Annotated in this window: 15 protein-coding genes and 1 pseudogene; 14 read left to right on the top strand and 2 right to left on the bottom strand. The window is 64.0% G+C overall.

What is annotated here, in order from left to right; all coding sequences use genetic code 11:
- Position 1: 1 nt before the first annotated feature.
- The 6 genes and pseudogenes from CBP34_RS09455 (at position 2) to CBP34_RS09485 (ending at position 7,530) form a co-directional block, all read left to right on the top strand.
- Positions 2 to 3,123 (top strand): annotated as a pseudogene (locus tag CBP34_RS09455) (efflux RND transporter permease subunit).
- A complete protein-coding gene (locus CBP34_RS09460) occupies positions 3,116 to 3,418 on the top strand; it encodes a DUF3240 family protein (RefSeq protein ID WP_094097868.1) in 303 nt (100 codons plus the stop codon). Before CBP34_RS09455 ends, CBP34_RS09460 begins: the two are co-directional and overlap by 8 nt.
- Positions 3,415 to 4,653 (top strand): TolC family protein, encoded by a 1,239-nt coding sequence (locus CBP34_RS09465; RefSeq protein WP_094097869.1) that lies wholly within the window; start codon positions 3,415 to 3,417, stop codon positions 4,651 to 4,653. The genes CBP34_RS09460 and CBP34_RS09465 overlap by 4 nt, the downstream gene beginning before the upstream one ends.
- Before the next feature lie 74 nt (positions 4,654 to 4,727).
- A complete protein-coding gene (locus CBP34_RS09470; RefSeq protein ID WP_094097870.1) occupies positions 4,728 to 5,528 on the top strand; it encodes a HupE/UreJ family protein in 801 nt (266 codons plus the stop codon).
- Between the two features lie 25 nt (positions 5,529 to 5,553).
- On the top strand, positions 5,554 to 5,904 hold the full coding sequence (locus CBP34_RS09475) for a DUF6488 family protein (protein ID WP_094097871.1): 351 nt from the start codon (positions 5,554 to 5,556) through the stop codon (positions 5,902 to 5,904).
- Positions 5,905 to 6,321: 417 nt separating this feature from the next.
- Complete coding sequence (locus tag CBP34_RS09485) at positions 6,322 to 7,530, top strand: MFS transporter (protein ID WP_094097873.1); 1,209 nt, start codon at positions 6,322 to 6,324, stop codon at positions 7,528 to 7,530.
- Positions 7,531 to 7,686: 156 nt separating this feature from the next.
- Here the strand turns inward: CBP34_RS09485 and istB are convergent, their stop codons facing one another.
- Together istB and istA are read right to left on the bottom strand one after the other, a co-directional pair.
- Positions 7,687 to 8,508 carry an IS21-like element helper ATPase IstB gene (gene istB / locus CBP34_RS09495; protein ID WP_087745763.1) on the bottom strand — a complete coding sequence of 274 codons (822 nt, stop codon included), beginning with the start codon at positions 8,506 to 8,508 and terminating at the stop codon, positions 7,687 to 7,689.
- Positions 8,498 to 10,042, bottom strand: coding sequence for an IS21 family transposase (istA, locus tag CBP34_RS09500; RefSeq protein ID WP_087748263.1), 1,545 nt, complete (start codon positions 10,040 to 10,042; stop codon positions 8,498 to 8,500). The genes istB and istA overlap by 11 nt, the downstream gene beginning before the upstream one ends.
- Before the next feature lie 199 nt (positions 10,043 to 10,241).
- Here istA and CBP34_RS09505 point away from each other — a divergent pair, with 199 nt between their 5' ends.
- Genes CBP34_RS09505 through CBP34_RS09540 form a run of 8 tightly spaced genes read left to right on the top strand, consistent with a single transcriptional unit; the run spans position 10,242 to position 15,515 of the window.
- Positions 10,242 to 10,565 (top strand): ArsR/SmtB family transcription factor, encoded by a 324-nt coding sequence (locus CBP34_RS09505; RefSeq protein ID WP_094097874.1) that lies wholly within the window; start codon positions 10,242 to 10,244, stop codon positions 10,563 to 10,565.
- Positions 10,566 to 10,575: 10 nt separating this feature from the next.
- Entirely contained in the window at positions 10,576 to 11,055 is a 480-nt protein-coding gene (locus CBP34_RS09510) for an ArsI/CadI family heavy metal resistance metalloenzyme (protein WP_094097875.1), read from the top strand.
- Positions 11,056 to 11,065: 10 nt separating this feature from the next.
- A complete protein-coding gene (gene arsN2 / locus CBP34_RS09515; protein WP_094097876.1) occupies positions 11,066 to 11,569 on the top strand; it encodes an arsenic resistance N-acetyltransferase ArsN2 in 504 nt (167 codons plus the stop codon).
- On the top strand, positions 11,562 to 12,071 hold the full coding sequence (locus CBP34_RS09520) for an arsenate reductase ArsC (RefSeq protein ID WP_094097877.1): 510 nt from the start codon (positions 11,562 to 11,564) through the stop codon (positions 12,069 to 12,071). The genes arsN2 and CBP34_RS09520 overlap by 8 nt, the downstream gene beginning before the upstream one ends.
- Entirely contained in the window at positions 12,068 to 12,556 is a 489-nt protein-coding gene (locus CBP34_RS09525) for an arsenate reductase ArsC (RefSeq protein WP_094097878.1), read from the top strand. Before CBP34_RS09520 ends, CBP34_RS09525 begins: the two co-directional genes overlap by 4 nt.
- A 45-nt stretch (positions 12,557 to 12,601) precedes the next feature.
- A complete protein-coding gene (gene arsB / locus CBP34_RS09530) occupies positions 12,602 to 13,618 on the top strand; it encodes an ACR3 family arsenite efflux transporter (protein WP_094099122.1) in 1,017 nt (338 codons plus the stop codon).
- Complete coding sequence (gene arsH / locus CBP34_RS09535) at positions 13,608 to 14,321, top strand: arsenical resistance protein ArsH (RefSeq protein ID WP_094097879.1); 714 nt, start codon at positions 13,608 to 13,610, stop codon at positions 14,319 to 14,321. The genes arsB and arsH overlap by 11 nt, the downstream gene beginning before the upstream one ends.
- Positions 14,322 to 14,336: 15 nt before the next feature.
- Positions 14,337 to 15,515: an MFS transporter gene (locus CBP34_RS09540; protein WP_094097880.1), complete on the top strand. Its 1,179-nt coding sequence runs from the start codon at positions 14,337 to 14,339 to the stop codon at positions 15,513 to 15,515.
- Positions 15,516 to 15,576: the final 61 nt, after the last annotated feature.

Below are 15,576 nucleotides of genomic sequence, written 5' to 3' on the forward strand. Positions count from 1 at the left end.
CATGCTCAACCGCCTTGTTCAGTTCGCGCTGTCGCAGCGCCTGTTCGTGCTGCTCGCGACCGCTCTGCTTGCGGGCTTTGGCTGGTACGCCTTCCGCAACCTGCCGATCGATGCCTTCCCCGATGTGTCCAGCACGCAGGTGAAGGTGATCATGAAGGCCCCCGGCATGACGCCCGAAGAAATCGAAAGCCGCATCGCCGGTCCGATCGAGGTCGAAATGCTCGGCATTCCTCGCCAGCGCATGCTGCGCTCGGTGTCCAAGTACGGCCTGGTGGATGTCACTGTCGACTTCGAGGACGGCACCGACATCTATTGGGCCCGCCAGCAAGTGTCGGAGCGCCTGGCGAACATCGCGGGCGACCTGCCTTCCGGCATCAGCGGCGGCATGGCGCCTGTCACCACGCCGTTGGGCGAGATGTACATGTTCACGATCGAAGCGGACGGCATGACGCTCGAGGAGCGCCGTACTCTGCTCGACTGGGTCATCCGGCCGGCGCTGCGCGCGGTGCCGGGCGTGGCGGACGTGAACGCCTTGGGCGGCAAGGTCCACAGCTTCGAGGTGGTGCCGGACCCCGTCAAGCTCGCGGCGCTTGGCGTGTCTACGGCGCAGCTCAAGAGCGCCATCGAAGCCAACAACCGCAACGACGGCGCAGGCCGGCTCGGCGAAGGCGGCGAAGTGCTGCTCGTGCGCAGTGAAGGGAACATCAAGACCGCAGAAGACCTGCGCTCGATCGTGGTCAGCCGTAAGGACGGCAACTTGGCGCGGCTAGGCGACGTGGCGCAGGTGCGCGACGGCAGTGTCACGCGCTATGGCGTCGTGACCAAGGATGGCAAGGCCGAAGCGGTCGAGGGCCTGGTGCTCGGCCTGGCCGGCGCCAATGCCCAGAAAGTGGTCGAAGGCGTCACGCAGAAGCTCGAAGACCTGAAACCGACGCTGCCGGCGGGCGTGGAGATCAAGCCCTTCTACAACCGAGCCGAACTCGTGAAAAAGGCCGTCGGCACGGTGTCGACGGCACTCATCGAGGCAACCGTCATCGTGCTGGTATTGCTTGGCGCGTTCCTCGGCAACGTGCGCGCCGCCGTGGCGGTCGCCGTGATCCTGCCATTGTCCGCACTGAGCACATTCATCCTGATGCGTTCGGTCGGCATGTCAGCGAACCTCATGAGCCTCGGGGGCTGGCGATCGCGCTCGGCATGCTCGTCGACGCCGCCGTGGTGGTGGTCGAGAACATCGTCCAGCACCTGGAGCAGGAAGGCTCCAAGAAAAAACTACCGCGTCTGCACATCGTGCTGCGCGCGGTCCGCGAGGTGTCGGTTCCAGTGTCTGCGGGCATCCTGATCATCATCACGGTGTTCCTGCCACTACTTACCCTGCAGGGCCTGGAAGGCAAGTACTTCGTCCCGGTCGCGATGACCATCGTTTTCGCGCTGATCAGTTCACTGGTGCTGTCGCTCACGGTGATCCCGGTGCTGGCCTCCTTCCTTCTGAAGAAGGTGGCACACGAGGATCCCTGGCTGCCACGCAAGCTGCTCAAGGTCTACGAGCCGGTGCTCGCATGGGCCCTGAAGAAGCAACGCATTGTCTTTGTAGCGGCGGCGTTGCTTCTCGTGGCGGCGGCCGGCATCTACACCCAGGTGGGGAAGACCTTTCTCCCCGAAATGGACGAAGGCGACATCATCGTCGGCATCGAGAAGCTGCCGTCGGTCAGCCTGGAGGAGACGGCGGCGCTCGACCTGAAGATCCACCAGGCCCTCATGAGCCAAATCCCGGAGATCACCGGCGTGGTGGCGCGGGCCGGCTCCGACGAGATCGGGCTGGATCCGATGGGCCTGAACCAAACCGACACCTTCCTCGTGCTCAAGCCGCGCGAGGAATGGAAGCTGGCCAACAAGGAAGCATTGATCGCCCGGATCCGGGAGGTGCTCGACCAGATGCCGGGTATCAGCTACAGCTTCACCCAGCCGATCGACATGCGCGTGTCCGAGATGATCATCGGCGTGCGCGGCGACCTGGCCATCAAGATCTTCGGAACCGAACTCGGCAAGCTGAACGAACTCGCCGCCCAGATCGAGACGCTGATGAAGACGGTGCCGGGCAACCAGGACGTCTACACCGTCGAGAACGATGGCGTGCAATACCTGCGGGTGGTGGTGGACCGCCTGAGCGCAGGGCGCTACGGCCTATCGGTGGAAGACGTGCAGGATGCACTGCGCGCCCAGATCGAGGGACAACGAGCCGGCACCGTCATCGACGGCAACCGGCGTATCCCGATCGTGTTGCGGGGACCGGACAGCGTGAAGATCTCGCCGGCGGAGTTCGCAGCCCTGCGCATCACCACATCGGATGGCCAGAGCGTGCCGCTGGAAACACTGGCCACGCTGACGCGCGAGAGCGGCCCTGTGAAGATCGACCGCGAGATGGGCAGTCGCTACAGCGTGGTGATCGCCAACGTCACCGGGCGCGACTTGGTCGGCTTCGTCGAGGAGGCAAGGGCCAAGATCGCCGCCGAGGTCAAGCTGCCCACGGGCTATCGCATCAGTTGGGGCGGTCAGTTCGAGAACCAGCAACGTGCTGCGGCACGGCTCACCCTCGTGGTGCCGCTGGCGATCGGCTTCATCTTCCTGATCCTGTTCACGACCTTCGGCTCGGTGCGCCAGGCCCTGCTTGTGCTCAGCAACATTCCTTTCGCACTCGTGGGCGGCATCGTCGGGCTCTGGGTCACCGGGGAGTACCTGTCGGTGCCGGCCTCGGTCGGCTTCATCGCGCTGCTGGGCATCGCGGTGCTCAACGGCGTGGTGCTCGTGAGCTACTTCAACCAGCTGCGCGCCGAAGGGCATGACCTGGTCACCTGCGTCACACAGGGCGCCCGCCGGCGGCTGCGGCCGGTGCTGATGACGGCGGCGATCACCGCCTTCAGCCTGGTGCCGCTGCTCTTCACCAGCGGGCCGGGCTCCGAGATCCAGCGCCCGCTGGCGATCGTGGTGATCGGCGGCTTGATCACGGCCACAGCCCTGACCCTCATTCTCCTGCCGCTGCTGTACCTGCGCTTCGCGTACCCCCGCAGCGAGCACGAGGAAGGCGACAGGAAGAACGACCCGGAACCAGAGGTGAGCCATGTCTAAGTACTGCCTGAGCCTTGTGTGCCCGCCAACGGCCGCGGAAGCGCTCCTCGACTTGCTCCTGGAAAGCGAAGACAGCGACGTCTTCACCAGCAGCCACGTCCATAGTCACAGCGCAAGCCATGCGGGCTTGAGCACCCGGGAGCAGGTCATGGGCCGCAGCCAGGCCGTGCTGGTTCAAGTGCTGATGGGCGAGGACGCCTTGAGCGCACTGATCGAACGCATCCGCAAAAACTTTGCCGGTGTCGGCATTCGCTACTGGGCATCGCCCGTGGCCATCGATGGAGAAATCAAATGAAGTTGTGGACCGGGATCGCCCTGATCGCCTGGGCCCTGCCGGTGCTTGCCGAGAACAGGCAGACACCGCCCGACCTGCCACCGACCCCGCTGGCGCGGCAATGGATCGAGCAGGACCCCGCCGTGCAGGAAGCCCGCAGCGCGCTGCTCGCAGCGGGCCACGGCGCCAACATGCTCGCGGCGGGCTCGCATGAATGGTCGACGCGCGTAACCATGCAACGCCGCAGCTACGACACGGGCGGGCCGGCCTCCAAGGAGTGGAACGTTCAACTGGAGCGCCCATTCCGGATCAACGGCAAGGCCGACATCGACCAGAAGCTGGGTGAGAACGAAAAGACCACGGCGCAGGCCCGCGTCGGAGAGGCCATTCACGAGGCTGCACGGTCGTTGCTCGACCTCTGGATCGATGGACTGTCCGCGACCCAGGCGCAACGGCTCTACCAGGAGCAGCAATCGTTCGCGCAAGCCAATCTGCGTGCGGTGGAGAGCCGTAGGAAAGCCGGCGATGCCGCTGCGCTCGATGTCAACGTGGCGATGGCCGACGCTGCAGAAGTCGAACGCCAGGCGAGCCTGGCCTCGTCGAACCTGGCGAAGGCACTGGCGAAGTTGCGTGTTCGCTTCCCCGGCGCGCAGCTGCCGCCCCAATCACTGGGGGAACCGCAGCCGCCGTCTGAATCCGAGGCGCAATGGTTGCAACGTGTGACCGAGGCTTCTGACCCCCTTCGCATCGCGGAGGGCAACTTGCGCAAGGCCGAGTTGACCGCGTCGCGCGCCTCGGCTGATCGGGTACCCGATCCGACCGTCGGCGTGTTCGCGGCATCCGAGTCGTTCCGCCAGGAGCGCATCGTGGGGCTGAGCGTCACCATCCCGCTGAGCGGCACCTATCGCCACGAACGCATGCGTCAGGCGCTTCAGGAAGCAGAAGCGGCACGCGCGACGGTCGACCGACAGCGACGCGAACTGGAAACCGCTGTTGCGGAAACCTATGCGGATGCGACGGGCAATCTCGCTCGCTGGCGTATCGCCGAACAAGGCGCGAAGGCGACGGGCGACAGCGCCCGATTGACCCAGCGCGCGTACTCGCTCGGCGAAGCGGACCTGCAGGCCTTGCTGCTTGCGCGTCGCCAGTTTCTTGACGCCTCACGCGCCGCACTCGAAGCGCGCGCGGAAGCGCTGCGCGCTAACTATCGACTTCTCGTGGACTCGCATCTGATCTGGGACCTCTCGCTCGAATAGGTCAGGCGGTTTTCCCCCTGATCCAGTTCTGTCCATCTCATTCTTCCATTTCTTTTTTTGACGAAAGCCCTTTGATGTTTTCCCAGCGCAGATTCGTTCTACTGGCCCTCGCGGCCCTGGCCATTGCCATCGGCCTGCCTTTTGACGCCTTGGCCCACGGCATCTCCGAAGCGGACCGCCAGCGCATGCTCAGTGGCGGCTACCTGCAGTACGTCGGACTCGGCGTCACGCACATGCTCACGGGCTATGACCACCTGCTTTTCCTCTTCGGCGTGGTGTTCTTCCTGTCCAACTTCAAGGACGTCGCCAAGTTCGTCACAGTGTTCACGATCGGCCACTGCATCACGCTGGTATTCGCCACGTTCTTCAAGATCACCTGGAACTACTACCTGGTGGACGCCATCATCGCGATCAGCGTGATCTACAAGGGCTTCGACAACAACGGCGGCTTCCAGAAGTACTTCGACATGAAGTCGCCGAACCTGCTGGCTGCGGTCTTCGGCTTCGGCCTGTTGCACGGCTTTGGTCTGTCCACCCGGCTGCAGCAACTGCCGCTCGGCGACGACAGCACCTCGATGCTGATCCGCATCCTGAGCTTCAACCTCGGCGTGGAGATCGGTCAGATTGCGGCACTGGCCGTGATGGTCGCGCTGCTGTCGCTGTGGCGCCATCGCCCCTCGTTCAAGCGGTTCAGCTATGCCGCAAATCTTGGGTTGGTCTTCGCTGGCGTGCTGCTGCTGCTCATGCAGTTGCACGGCTACCAGCACGACTCCGACCCCAACAGTTTCCGTTTCCCTGCCGAAGAGCACAACCATGCGCACGAGGACATGGAGATTGGAAAGACTGCCGATCCTGGCAGGGATTCCCTCGACTAAATCTCATCACGAAAGGATGTAATCAATGAAGAAGTTTGCAATCGCCGCGGTCTCGCTGCTGGCTCTCGCTGCCGCCGGATCCGTCTCGGCCGCCGAAGGCTCGAGCTGCCACTTTCACGGCAACACGCCTGCCTCGGAGAAAGTGGTGGTCGACTGCGCATCCCAGCGCAAGGCTGCCTTGGTCAGCAGCGGAAAGCTGGAGAAGAGCTGGGAAGCGGCACAGGTCGACAAGACCGAACAGATCGACGGCAAGAAGGGCAAGGAGTGGAAGGTGAGCTTCAAGAACGCGTCTGTGACGGACGCCGCCAAGAACACGCTCTACGTCTTCATGAGCCTGCCGGGCAACTACATCGCCTCGAACTTCTCGGGCAAGTAAAGAGCCGAGCGAAGCACCATGCGGTCCGGACGCTCTTGCCCCCGCACCCCGATGCTTCTGGCAGTGGGACTTGCTGCAATGGTGTCTGGGGTGCGCCACCGTCTATGAAGGCAGGTATGCATTCAACGATGGCTGGCGCAAGGCTACCGTCGAGGAGGTCGACTCCGCTGCGCGTCTGCAAGGCACCGCGCTGAGCGACTGCCGGCGCGATGCGTCTGCCGTCCAGCTCCTGTCGGGGCAGTTCGCGCTGGTCTCCTATGCGGACTTCGGCCACCTGAGAAGGCGCATCGTGACCTTGCCCCCGCACCCTCGCTTTCATGCGGGGGACACTGTGTATATCCGATTCCGCAGCTGTTCCGGTGACGTTGCTCCGCGAGCTGCGTCAAGTCCATAAGCCGTTCAAGAAAGGAGTTTCTCATGCTCGATGTGCTCCGAAACACAACATACCGGCATCTCTTTTTCGCCCAGGTGATCGCGTTGCTCGGCACCGGCCTTGCGACAGTTGCGCTGGGCCTGCTTGCGTTCGATCTGGCTGGCGCCGAGGCGGGGGCGGTCCTCGGGACCGCGCTGGCCATCAAGATGGCGGCGTACATCGGCGTCGCGCCCATCGCATCGGCGTTCGCTGAGCGCCTTCCCCGCCGTGCCGTGCTTGTCGCGCTTGACCTCATCCGCGCGGGCGTCGCACTGACCCTGCCGTTCATCACGCAGATCTGGCAGATCTACATCCTGATCTTCGTGCTGCAGTCGGCCTCGGCCGCGTTCACACCCACGTTCCAGGCGACGATTCCGGATGTGCTGCCAGACGAGGACCAGTACACGCGTGCGCTGTCCTTGTCCCGGCTGGCGTATGACATGGAAAGCCTGGTCAGCCCGGCACTTGCGGCATTGCTCTTGAGCGTCGTGAGCTACCACGCCTTGTTCGGCGGCACAGTCGTAGGATTCGTTGCCTCGGCGGCGCTGGTCGTGTCCGCTGTCTTGCCAAAAGCCAAGATGCCTCCCAAGCGAGGAATCTACGAGCGCACGACACGCGGGCTGCGCATCTACCTTGCAACGCCACGGCTCAAAGGCCTGCTCGCGCTGAATCTGGCGGTGGCCTCGGCCAGCGCGATGGTCATCGTGAACACGGTTGTTCTGGTGCAGTCGGACTTTGGCCTCACGCAGACCGCCACAGCTGCTGCGCTGGCGATGTTCGGCGCGGGGTCCATGCTGGTCGCGCTTTTGCTGCCCAAGCTCCTCGAACGGCTTCCCGAACGGCCTGTGATGTTGAGCGGTGCGGCGCTGCTTGCCCTTGGCCTGTTTGTCGGGTTTATCGCTGCGAAATGGTTCGCTGCGCTCCTTCCCCTGTGGTTTGTTCTGGGTCTTGGGTACTCCTTGGCCCAAACGCCGTCCGGTCGCTTGCTTCGCAGGTCCGCACATTCGGAAGACCGGCCCGCGCTCTTCGCGGCGCAGTTTGCGCTCTCGCATGCGTGCTGGCTCATCACCTATCCGCTGGCTGGCTGGCTTGGCGCCAAGGCCGGGCTGACGGTGAGCTTCCTCGCGCTCGGTGCCCTTGCCGCTGTCTCCGTTGCACTCGCAGCCTACCTGTGTGTCGGCGCCGATCCAAATCTGAGCCACCGTGCCGACTGAATATTGAGCCAGGGGTGGAAGCCGACGTTTCAAGGGTCGGCTGTGGATAAGTGTAGGTGCTATCCTGGTTTGCTGATCTCCTTGCTGATGTGTTGAAGGCGCTGGGCAAGCCGCGAAGGGCGTAGCCCGTAGCGGCTTGCCCTGCGCGGTGCCTGCTCAGAATGGGTCGGGCTCAGCCTGCGTTGAGGCACTCTTTCGGTCCTGTTCCCGGGCCTTGATCCGCTTCTTCGCAGCGGCCGTGCTGCGGCTGAACCGGATCGACTCGTTGCCCGTCTCCACGATGTGGCAGTGGTGCGTGAGACGGTCCAGCAGCGCGGTGGTCATCTTCGCGTCGCCGAACACGCTGGACCATTCGGCGAAGTCCAGGTTGGTCGTGATCATCACGCTGGTGTGTTCGTACAGCTTGCTCAGCAGGTGGAACAGCAGCGCCCCGCCGGCCTGGCTGAACGGCAGATAACCCAGCTCGTCCAGGATGATCAGGTCCATGCGCAGCAAGCTGGTGGCGATGCGACCGGCCTTGCCCTGCGCCTTCTCCTGCTCCAGTGCGTTAACCAGATCGACCGTGGAGTAGAACCGCACCCGCTTGCCATGGCGGGTGATGCCCGAGACGCCGATGGCAGTGGCCAGATGGGTCTTGCCCGTGCCCGGGCCGCCCACCAGCACCACGTTGTGCGCCTCGTCGGTAAAGGCAGTGCCGGCCAGCGTGGTGACGAGCTTTCGGTCCACCGGCGAGACCGAGAAGTCAAAGCCCGCCATGTCCCGGTGCACCGGGAACTTCGCCGCGTGCATCTGGTGGCTGATCGAGCGCATCGCCCGGTCCGTGCCCTCGGCCTGCAGCAGGTGCTCGATCAGCCAGCGCGAGGTCTCGATGCCCAGGCCGCCGCCATCGCCACCGCCTTGCTCGACCAGATCAGCCCAGGCACCGGCCATGCCGTGCAGGCGCAGCGCCTTGAGTTCGACCAGCACATCAGTCTTCATGGCGGGCTCCTTCGGTGGTGGCGCCCACGGCACTGTCCGCGGTGTCGGCCCGAAGGCTGTCGTAGCGGGCCGTGTTTGCCAGCGGTGGCGTTGTCACCTTCAGCCGTGTGGCCGCCGTGGGAGGTGCCGGCTGCGCGTTGAGCCGGCTCAGCACGTTGACCACATGCTCCACGCTCACCTTGCCTGGCGCACCGCTCTCCAGCGCCAGCTCGATGGCCACCAGCACCGCGTCCAGACCGGCGCCAAGCACAATCGCCAGCACTTGCGCCATCACCCGGTCGCCTCCCGGGTTACGCAATAGCCCGCGGCGCAGCCGCTGCAGTGGCTCGGGCATGTCCGCAAAGGGCGCTCCGTTTCTCAGCGCCCCGGGCTTTCTCTGCAGCAGCGGGATGTAGTGCTGCCAGTCGTACCGGGTCTCGCCCGCGTTGCTCAGACGTTCGTGGCGGGCGATGACCTCATCATCGGCCACGATGACCACGCGGCCCGGGTACAGCCGCGTGCTCACCATCTGGCCCACGCGTTCGCACGGCACCGAATACCGGTTGCGCGCCACAGACACCAGGCAGGTGCTGGAAACCCGCGCGGGTTTCTCGACGTAGCCGTCGAAGGGCAGCGGCATGGGCATGAGGTGCGCCCGCTCGTGTTCGAGCATCTCCGACACGCTGAACTGCTTGTGCTCGGGGTGGCGTACCTCGTCCCACAACGCGCGGCAGCGCTGGCCCAGCCAGGCGTTGAGTTCGGTGAAGCTGCCGAACTTGATCTGCGCCGCGTCGATCCAGATGCGTCGGCGGCTGTCCTGCACGTTCTTCTCCACCACCCCTTTCTCCCAGCCGCTGGCCACGTTGCAGAAGTCCGGGTCATAGAGGTAGTGCGCGCACATGGTGGCAAAGCGCTCGTTGACGATGCGTCCCTTGCCCTTCTTGACCTTGTCTACAGCGGTCTTCATGTTGTCGTAGATGCCCCGGCGTGCCACGCCGCCCAGCGCGGCGAACGATCGGGTGTGGGCATCGAACAGCATCTCGTGACCCTGGCTGGGGTACGCCACCAGCCAGAAGGCCCGCGAAGCACACAGCTTCATATGCGAGACCTGCACCCGGTAGTAGATGCCGCCGATCACCATGCCTTCCTCGCTCCAGTCGAACTGGAAAGCCTCTCCCAGCTCGAAGGCCAGCGGCACGAAGGCATTGACGGCCGCCCCCTGACCCTCGCTCTGGCGCCACGCCCGGATGAAGTCGGTCACCCGCGTGTAACCCCCTTCGTAGCCCGCTTGCCTGATCTCGGCGTACAGCGCCTTGGCCGTGCGCCGCTCGTGTTTGGGCCGCCGTGCATCGGCCTTCAAGGCCAGCATGAGCGCGTCATGAAACGCCGTCAGTTTGTTGGGCTGTTCGCTGCGGCGGTACCTCGGTGGGCCGTCCACCTCGCCGTGCAGCCACTTCGCCACCGTGTTGCGCGATAGCCCTGTCATGCGCGATATCTCGCGCTCCGATTTGTTCTTGCGGGCATACAAATGCCGGATCCTGCCAATCATGTCCATGGTGATCACTCCTTGTCCTCTGCTGCACAAAAAAGCAGCAGATTAAGTTGTTCACCTGGCTCAGTTTTGGGTCGGCACTACCCTCAAAAGTGGCTCAGTTTTCGGTCGGCGCCAACACCCGTCTCTTTGAACTCCGGTAGGCAGCCGTGTTGATTCAAAATTCGTTGAACTCTTTCCATAATTCAATTATTATTGAAGCATGGAAGAAAAAAATGTCATTCAAGCCTTGGCCGCACTCGCGCAGCCCGTCCGCCTGCAGGTTTTTCGGGCGCTTGTCGTCGCTGGTCCGACCGGTCTCACGCCAGGCGTGCTGGTCGAGCAGCTTGGCGTGCCGTCGACCAGCCTCTCGTTCCACCTTAAGGAGTTGACGCACGCCAACCTGGTTAGCCAGGAGCGCGACGGCCGCAACCTGATCTATCGCGCGGTGTTCGAGCAGATGAATGCGCTACTCGGCTACCTCACGGCGAACTGCTGTCAGGGCGAGGCTTGCCTCGTCGACAGCTCCACTGCTTGCGAATGTTGAAGGAGAACCCATGAAGCGTTTCCATGTTCACTTGCACGTCGATGACCTGACCAAGAGCATCGCCTTCTATTCCAACCTGTTCGCATCGCCGCCGGCGCGTGTCGAGGCCGACTATGCGAAATGGATGCTCGACGATCCGCGCGTCAACTTCGCGATCTCCACGGTGGGGCATGGCAAAGGCGTTGACCACCTGGGCATCCAGGCAGAGGACGAGGCTGAACTCGCCGAGTTGAAGACCCGCGGCCTGGCCGCCGACCGGACCCTGCTCGATGAGGGTGAAACGGTGTGCTGCTACGCGCGCAGCGAAAAGCACTGGGTCACCGACCCGCAGGGCATCGCGTGGGAACACTTCCAGACTTTGGACAACGCGGTGACGGTCTACGGTCAACAGAAACCCGTGGCCAAGCCTGAGACGGCGTGCTGCGGCACCGGCGCGATTCGCGGCATCCCCGTGAACGCTACCGGCAAAGCCACTGGCGCCTGCTGCTGAGGGCTGCGCCATGTCCAAAGCGCCGTCTGAATCGTTGGTGAAATCCCTGTTCGTTCGCGCGGAGGCGGCCTTGTTGACGCCCGTCCGCTCCCTTCTTCGGGAGGCAGACCTACCCGAATCCGACCTGCAGGAACAGCACATGGAGGCCTTCTTCGTGAGCCGCGCTGGCGACGAAGGGATTCTTGCCTGCGTCGGCCTGGAACGGTTCGGCGAGACCGCGCTGCTGCGCTCGCTGGCCGTACGCGCCGACGCTCGGGGCAATGGTGTCGGCGACCAAGCCCTGCAGACCATGGAAGCCTTCGCTGCATCGAAAGGCGTGAATCGCCTCTGCATCTTGACCACCACGGCAGAGCCATTCTTCGAGACGCGAGGTTTCGAGCGCTGCGACCGCACGGCGTTGCCGGCTTCCGTCCAGGCCAGCAGCGAGTTCAAGAGCCTGTGCCCGTCCACGGCAGTTTGCATGTTCAAAGAAATCACTCCGACATCCCCAACCGAAATACACCGTCATGGCTGACAAAACCTACAACGTGCTCTTCATCTGCACGGGCAACTCTGCGCGCTCCATCATGGCCGAGGGCCTGCTCAACTACATGGGGGATGGGCGATTCAAGGCCTACTCGGCGGGCAGTCATCCGGCTGGCAAGGTCAACGCCCATGCGCTACGCACACTGGAAAGGCTGCGCCTGCCTGCAGAGGGCTACCGCAGCAAGAACTGGGACGAGTTCGCGAAGCCAGATTCACCCGCCTTGGATTTCGTGCTGACGGTGTGCGACAAGGCTGCCGGCGAGATGTGCCCGGTCTGGCCAGGACAGCCGATGACCGCACACTGGGGCGTGGCCGACCCTGCAGCCTTCGAAGGATCGGAAGAGGCCACCGAGCGCCAGTTCATGGACACGGCGCTCACGTTGAAGCGCCGGATCGAGTTGATGCTGGCATTGCCTCTGGCCCGGCTCGACTCGATGGCCATCCAGCGCGAGATCCGCGACATCGGCAAGGCTCAAAAGGCTGCGCAATGACGCTCAACGTTCTGATCCTCTGCACCCACAACTCCGCCCGCAGCGTGCTGGCCGAGGGCATGCTCAACCACTGGGCCCAGAAGCTCGGCAAGGACGTGAAGGCGTTCAGCGCCGGCAGCGCACCCAGCGGAAGAATCAACCCGTTCGCCATCGAGGTGCTGCAGGCGGCCGGCGTGAACACCGAGGGCTTTCGCAGCAAGAGCTGGGACGAATTCTCCACGCCGCCGATGCAGGTGGTCATCACGGTCTGCGACAGTGCGGCGCAGGAGACCTGCCCCTACTGGCCGGGCACGCGCGTCAAGATGCATTGGGGCTATCCGGACCCATCGAACACGGAAGGTGGCGACAACGCCAAACGCCAGGCTTTCGAGCTGACGCGCCAGGCGATTTCCTATCGCATGCTGCAGCTGCTCGCGCTGGACAATCCGGACGCGATGAGCGACGCCGAGCTGCAAGAGCGGCTGAGCAACATCTCTGCGAGCTGAACCGTGAGCGCAGTCATCGAAAGCCCGCGCGCCAGCGCGGCCCCCATGAGCGTGTTCGAGCGCTATCTGACGGTGTGGGTTTTCCTCTGCATCGTCGTCGGCATTGCGCTGGGGCAACTGTTCCCGGCGGCATTCCAGGCGGTGGGCCGCCTCGAGGTCGCCAAGGTCAACATCCCCGTGGGCGTGCTGATCTGGGTGATGATCATCCCGATGCTGCTGCGGGTCGACTTTGCGGCCCTCGCACAGGTGAAAAACCACTGGCGCGGCATCGGCGTGACGCTGTTCATCAACTGGGCGGTGAAGCCGTTCTCCATGGCCTTCCTGGCATGGTTCTTCGTGCGCCAGGTGTTCGCCGGTTCGCTACCGGCCGACCAACTCGACAGCTACGTGGCCGGCTTGATCCTGCTGGCTGCCGCACCCTGCACGGCGATGGTGTTCGTCTGGAGCCGTCTGACAGGCGGCGACCCTGTCTTCACGCTGTCGCAGGTCGCCTTGAACGACGCCATCATGGTGTTCGCCTTCGCCCCCATCGTCGGCTTGCTGCTGGGCCTGTCGGCCATCACGGTGCCGTGGGACACGCTCATCACGTCGGTGGTGCTCTACATCGTGCTGCCGGTGATCTTCGCGCAGCTGCTGAGGAAGCAACTGCTGAAGGCCGGGCCGGCCGCTTTCGAACGCGCCATGCATCGCATCGGCCCGTGGTCGATCGCGGCGCTCCTGCTGACGCTCGTTCTCCTGTTCGCATTCCAGGGCGAAGCCATCATCAAGCAGCCGCTGGTGATCGCCATGCTCGCGGTGCCGATCCTGATCCAGGTGGTGCTGAATTCCGGTCTGGCCTACTGGCTCAACCGAAAGCTCGGCGAGAAGCACAGCATCGCCTGCCCGTCTGCGTTGATCGGTGCGTCCAATTTCTTCGAGCTGGCAGTGGCCGCGGCCATCAGCCTGTTCGGCTTTCACTCGGGCGCGGCCCTGGCCACCGTGGTCGGCGTGCTGATTGAGGTGCCGATCATGCTGGCAGTGGTGAAGGTCGTGAACTCGTCGCGGGGTTGGTATGAGTCGTGAACTGCCGAACGTCGATCCTGAACTCTTTGAAAAACCCGATGCGGATCTGCTGCTGTCGGTAAAGCGCGCAAGCCATGCGCCGCGCATCCTGTTGCTGTATGGGTCGGTTCGCGAGCGGTCCTACAGCCGGTTGCTGACCGAGGAGGCAGCGCGACTGCTTCGCGCGCTCGGCGCCGAGACGCGGATCTTTGATCCTCGCGGCTTGCCGTTGCCGGACGCCGAACCCGACGACCATCCCAAGGTAGTGGAGCTACGCGAGCTCGCTCAGTGGGCGGAGGGAATGGTCTGGACCTCGCCCGAACGTCACGGCGCCATGACCGGGATCATGAAAGCCCAGATCGATTGGATTCCGCTGGCAATGGGCTCCGTTCGGCCCACGCAGGGCAAGACGCTCGCGGTCATGGAGGTGTCGGGCGGCTCGCAGTCCTTCAACGCGGTGAACCAGCTGCGCGTGCTCGGCCGCTGGATGCGCATGATCACGATCCCCAACCAGTCGTCGGTGGCCAAGGCCTTCCTCGAATTCGAGGAGAACGGCCGCATGAAACCCTCACCGTACTACGAGCGCGTGGTCGACGTCATGGAAGAGCTGGTGAAGTTCACGCTGCTCACGCGCGATTGCGCTCAGTACCTGGTCGACCGCTACAGCGAGCGCCGCGAGAGTGCGGAAGCCCTGTCGAAGCGAGTCAACCTGCGCAGTATCTAGTTTGGCCACTGTCGCATGACAACGGTAAGGCTGGGCGTGACCCAGACCTTGGCTTGGGCGTCCTCGTACTACCTTCTCGCGGTGCTGGCAGGCGCTGTGGGCCGAGATGTCGGCATATCGACCTCCATGGTCTTCGGTGCCTTTTCGGTAGCGCTTCTTGTCGCCGCGGGCGTGGGGCCGTATGCCGGTCGAATCATCGATCGGTTCGGCGGACGCCCCGTGTTGATTGCCAGCAATCTGATCTTCGCGGCCGGGCTGGCGGGCTTGAGCCAGGCAACGCAGGCGGCTCACGTTTTCATCGCGTGGGCTGTCATCGGCGTTGCCATGGGCGGCGGACTTTACGAAGCGGCGTTCGCGACGGCGGTGCGGTTGCACGGCCGCGACGCGCGGCGAACAATCACTGGCATCACCCTGTTCGCCGGCTTTGCAAGCACGATCGGATGGCCCTTGTCTGCCTATCTGGAGGGAACGGTTGGCTGGCGTGGGGCGTGCGTCTCATGGGCGACCTTGCACTTGCTCATCGGCATCCCGCTCAATGCCCTGCTGCCGCGCGCCGGCAATTCCGAGGCTTCCACGCAGGCAGCCGCCGGCAAGGAAGAAGGACTTGGTCTTTCCGTGTCGCAACAGCGCCGCGCCGCCGTCCTGATGGCTTACGTCTTCGCCGTGACTTGGTTCATCAGCACCTCAATGGCTGCGCATTTGCCGCAGCTGCTGCTGGCCAGCGGCGCCACACTCGCCGCAGCGGTGGGTATCGCCGCCCTGGTCGGACCGGCCCAAGTAGTGGGCCGGGTCATCGAGTTCACCTTTCTCAAGCGCGCGCATCCGCTGTTGTCGGCCCGTTTAGCCACGCTGGCTCATCCGCTGGGCGCGCTCTGCATCGGCCTGTTCGGTACTTCGGCCGCCGCCGGCTTCGCTGTGCTGCACGGCTTGGGCAACGGTATCCTGACCATCGCAATCGGGACGCTTCCGCTCTTGATCTTCGGCGCCAATGGCTACGGGCAGCGCCAAGGTTTTCTGATGGTGCCGGCGCGCATCGTGCAAGCCAGTGCGCCATTCCTTTTCGGCATCGCCGTGGAACGGTGGGGCGCTGGAGCGTTGTGGTTCTCCGCCATTCTGGGTTTGTCAGCCTGCCTCGCGCTGGTGGTCATGACTGCCGATATGAGAAAGGCCCCGCGCGCGGCTGAGGCGAATTGAGAGAAGGGCGACACCGAGGCGCAGTGCGCGGTAACCGCCATCGGCTACGCTGCGTGTCCAG

The organism is Acidovorax carolinensis (assembly GCF_002157145.1).
GTDB lineage: Bacteria > Pseudomonadota > Gammaproteobacteria > Burkholderiales > Burkholderiaceae_C > Acidovorax > Acidovorax carolinensis.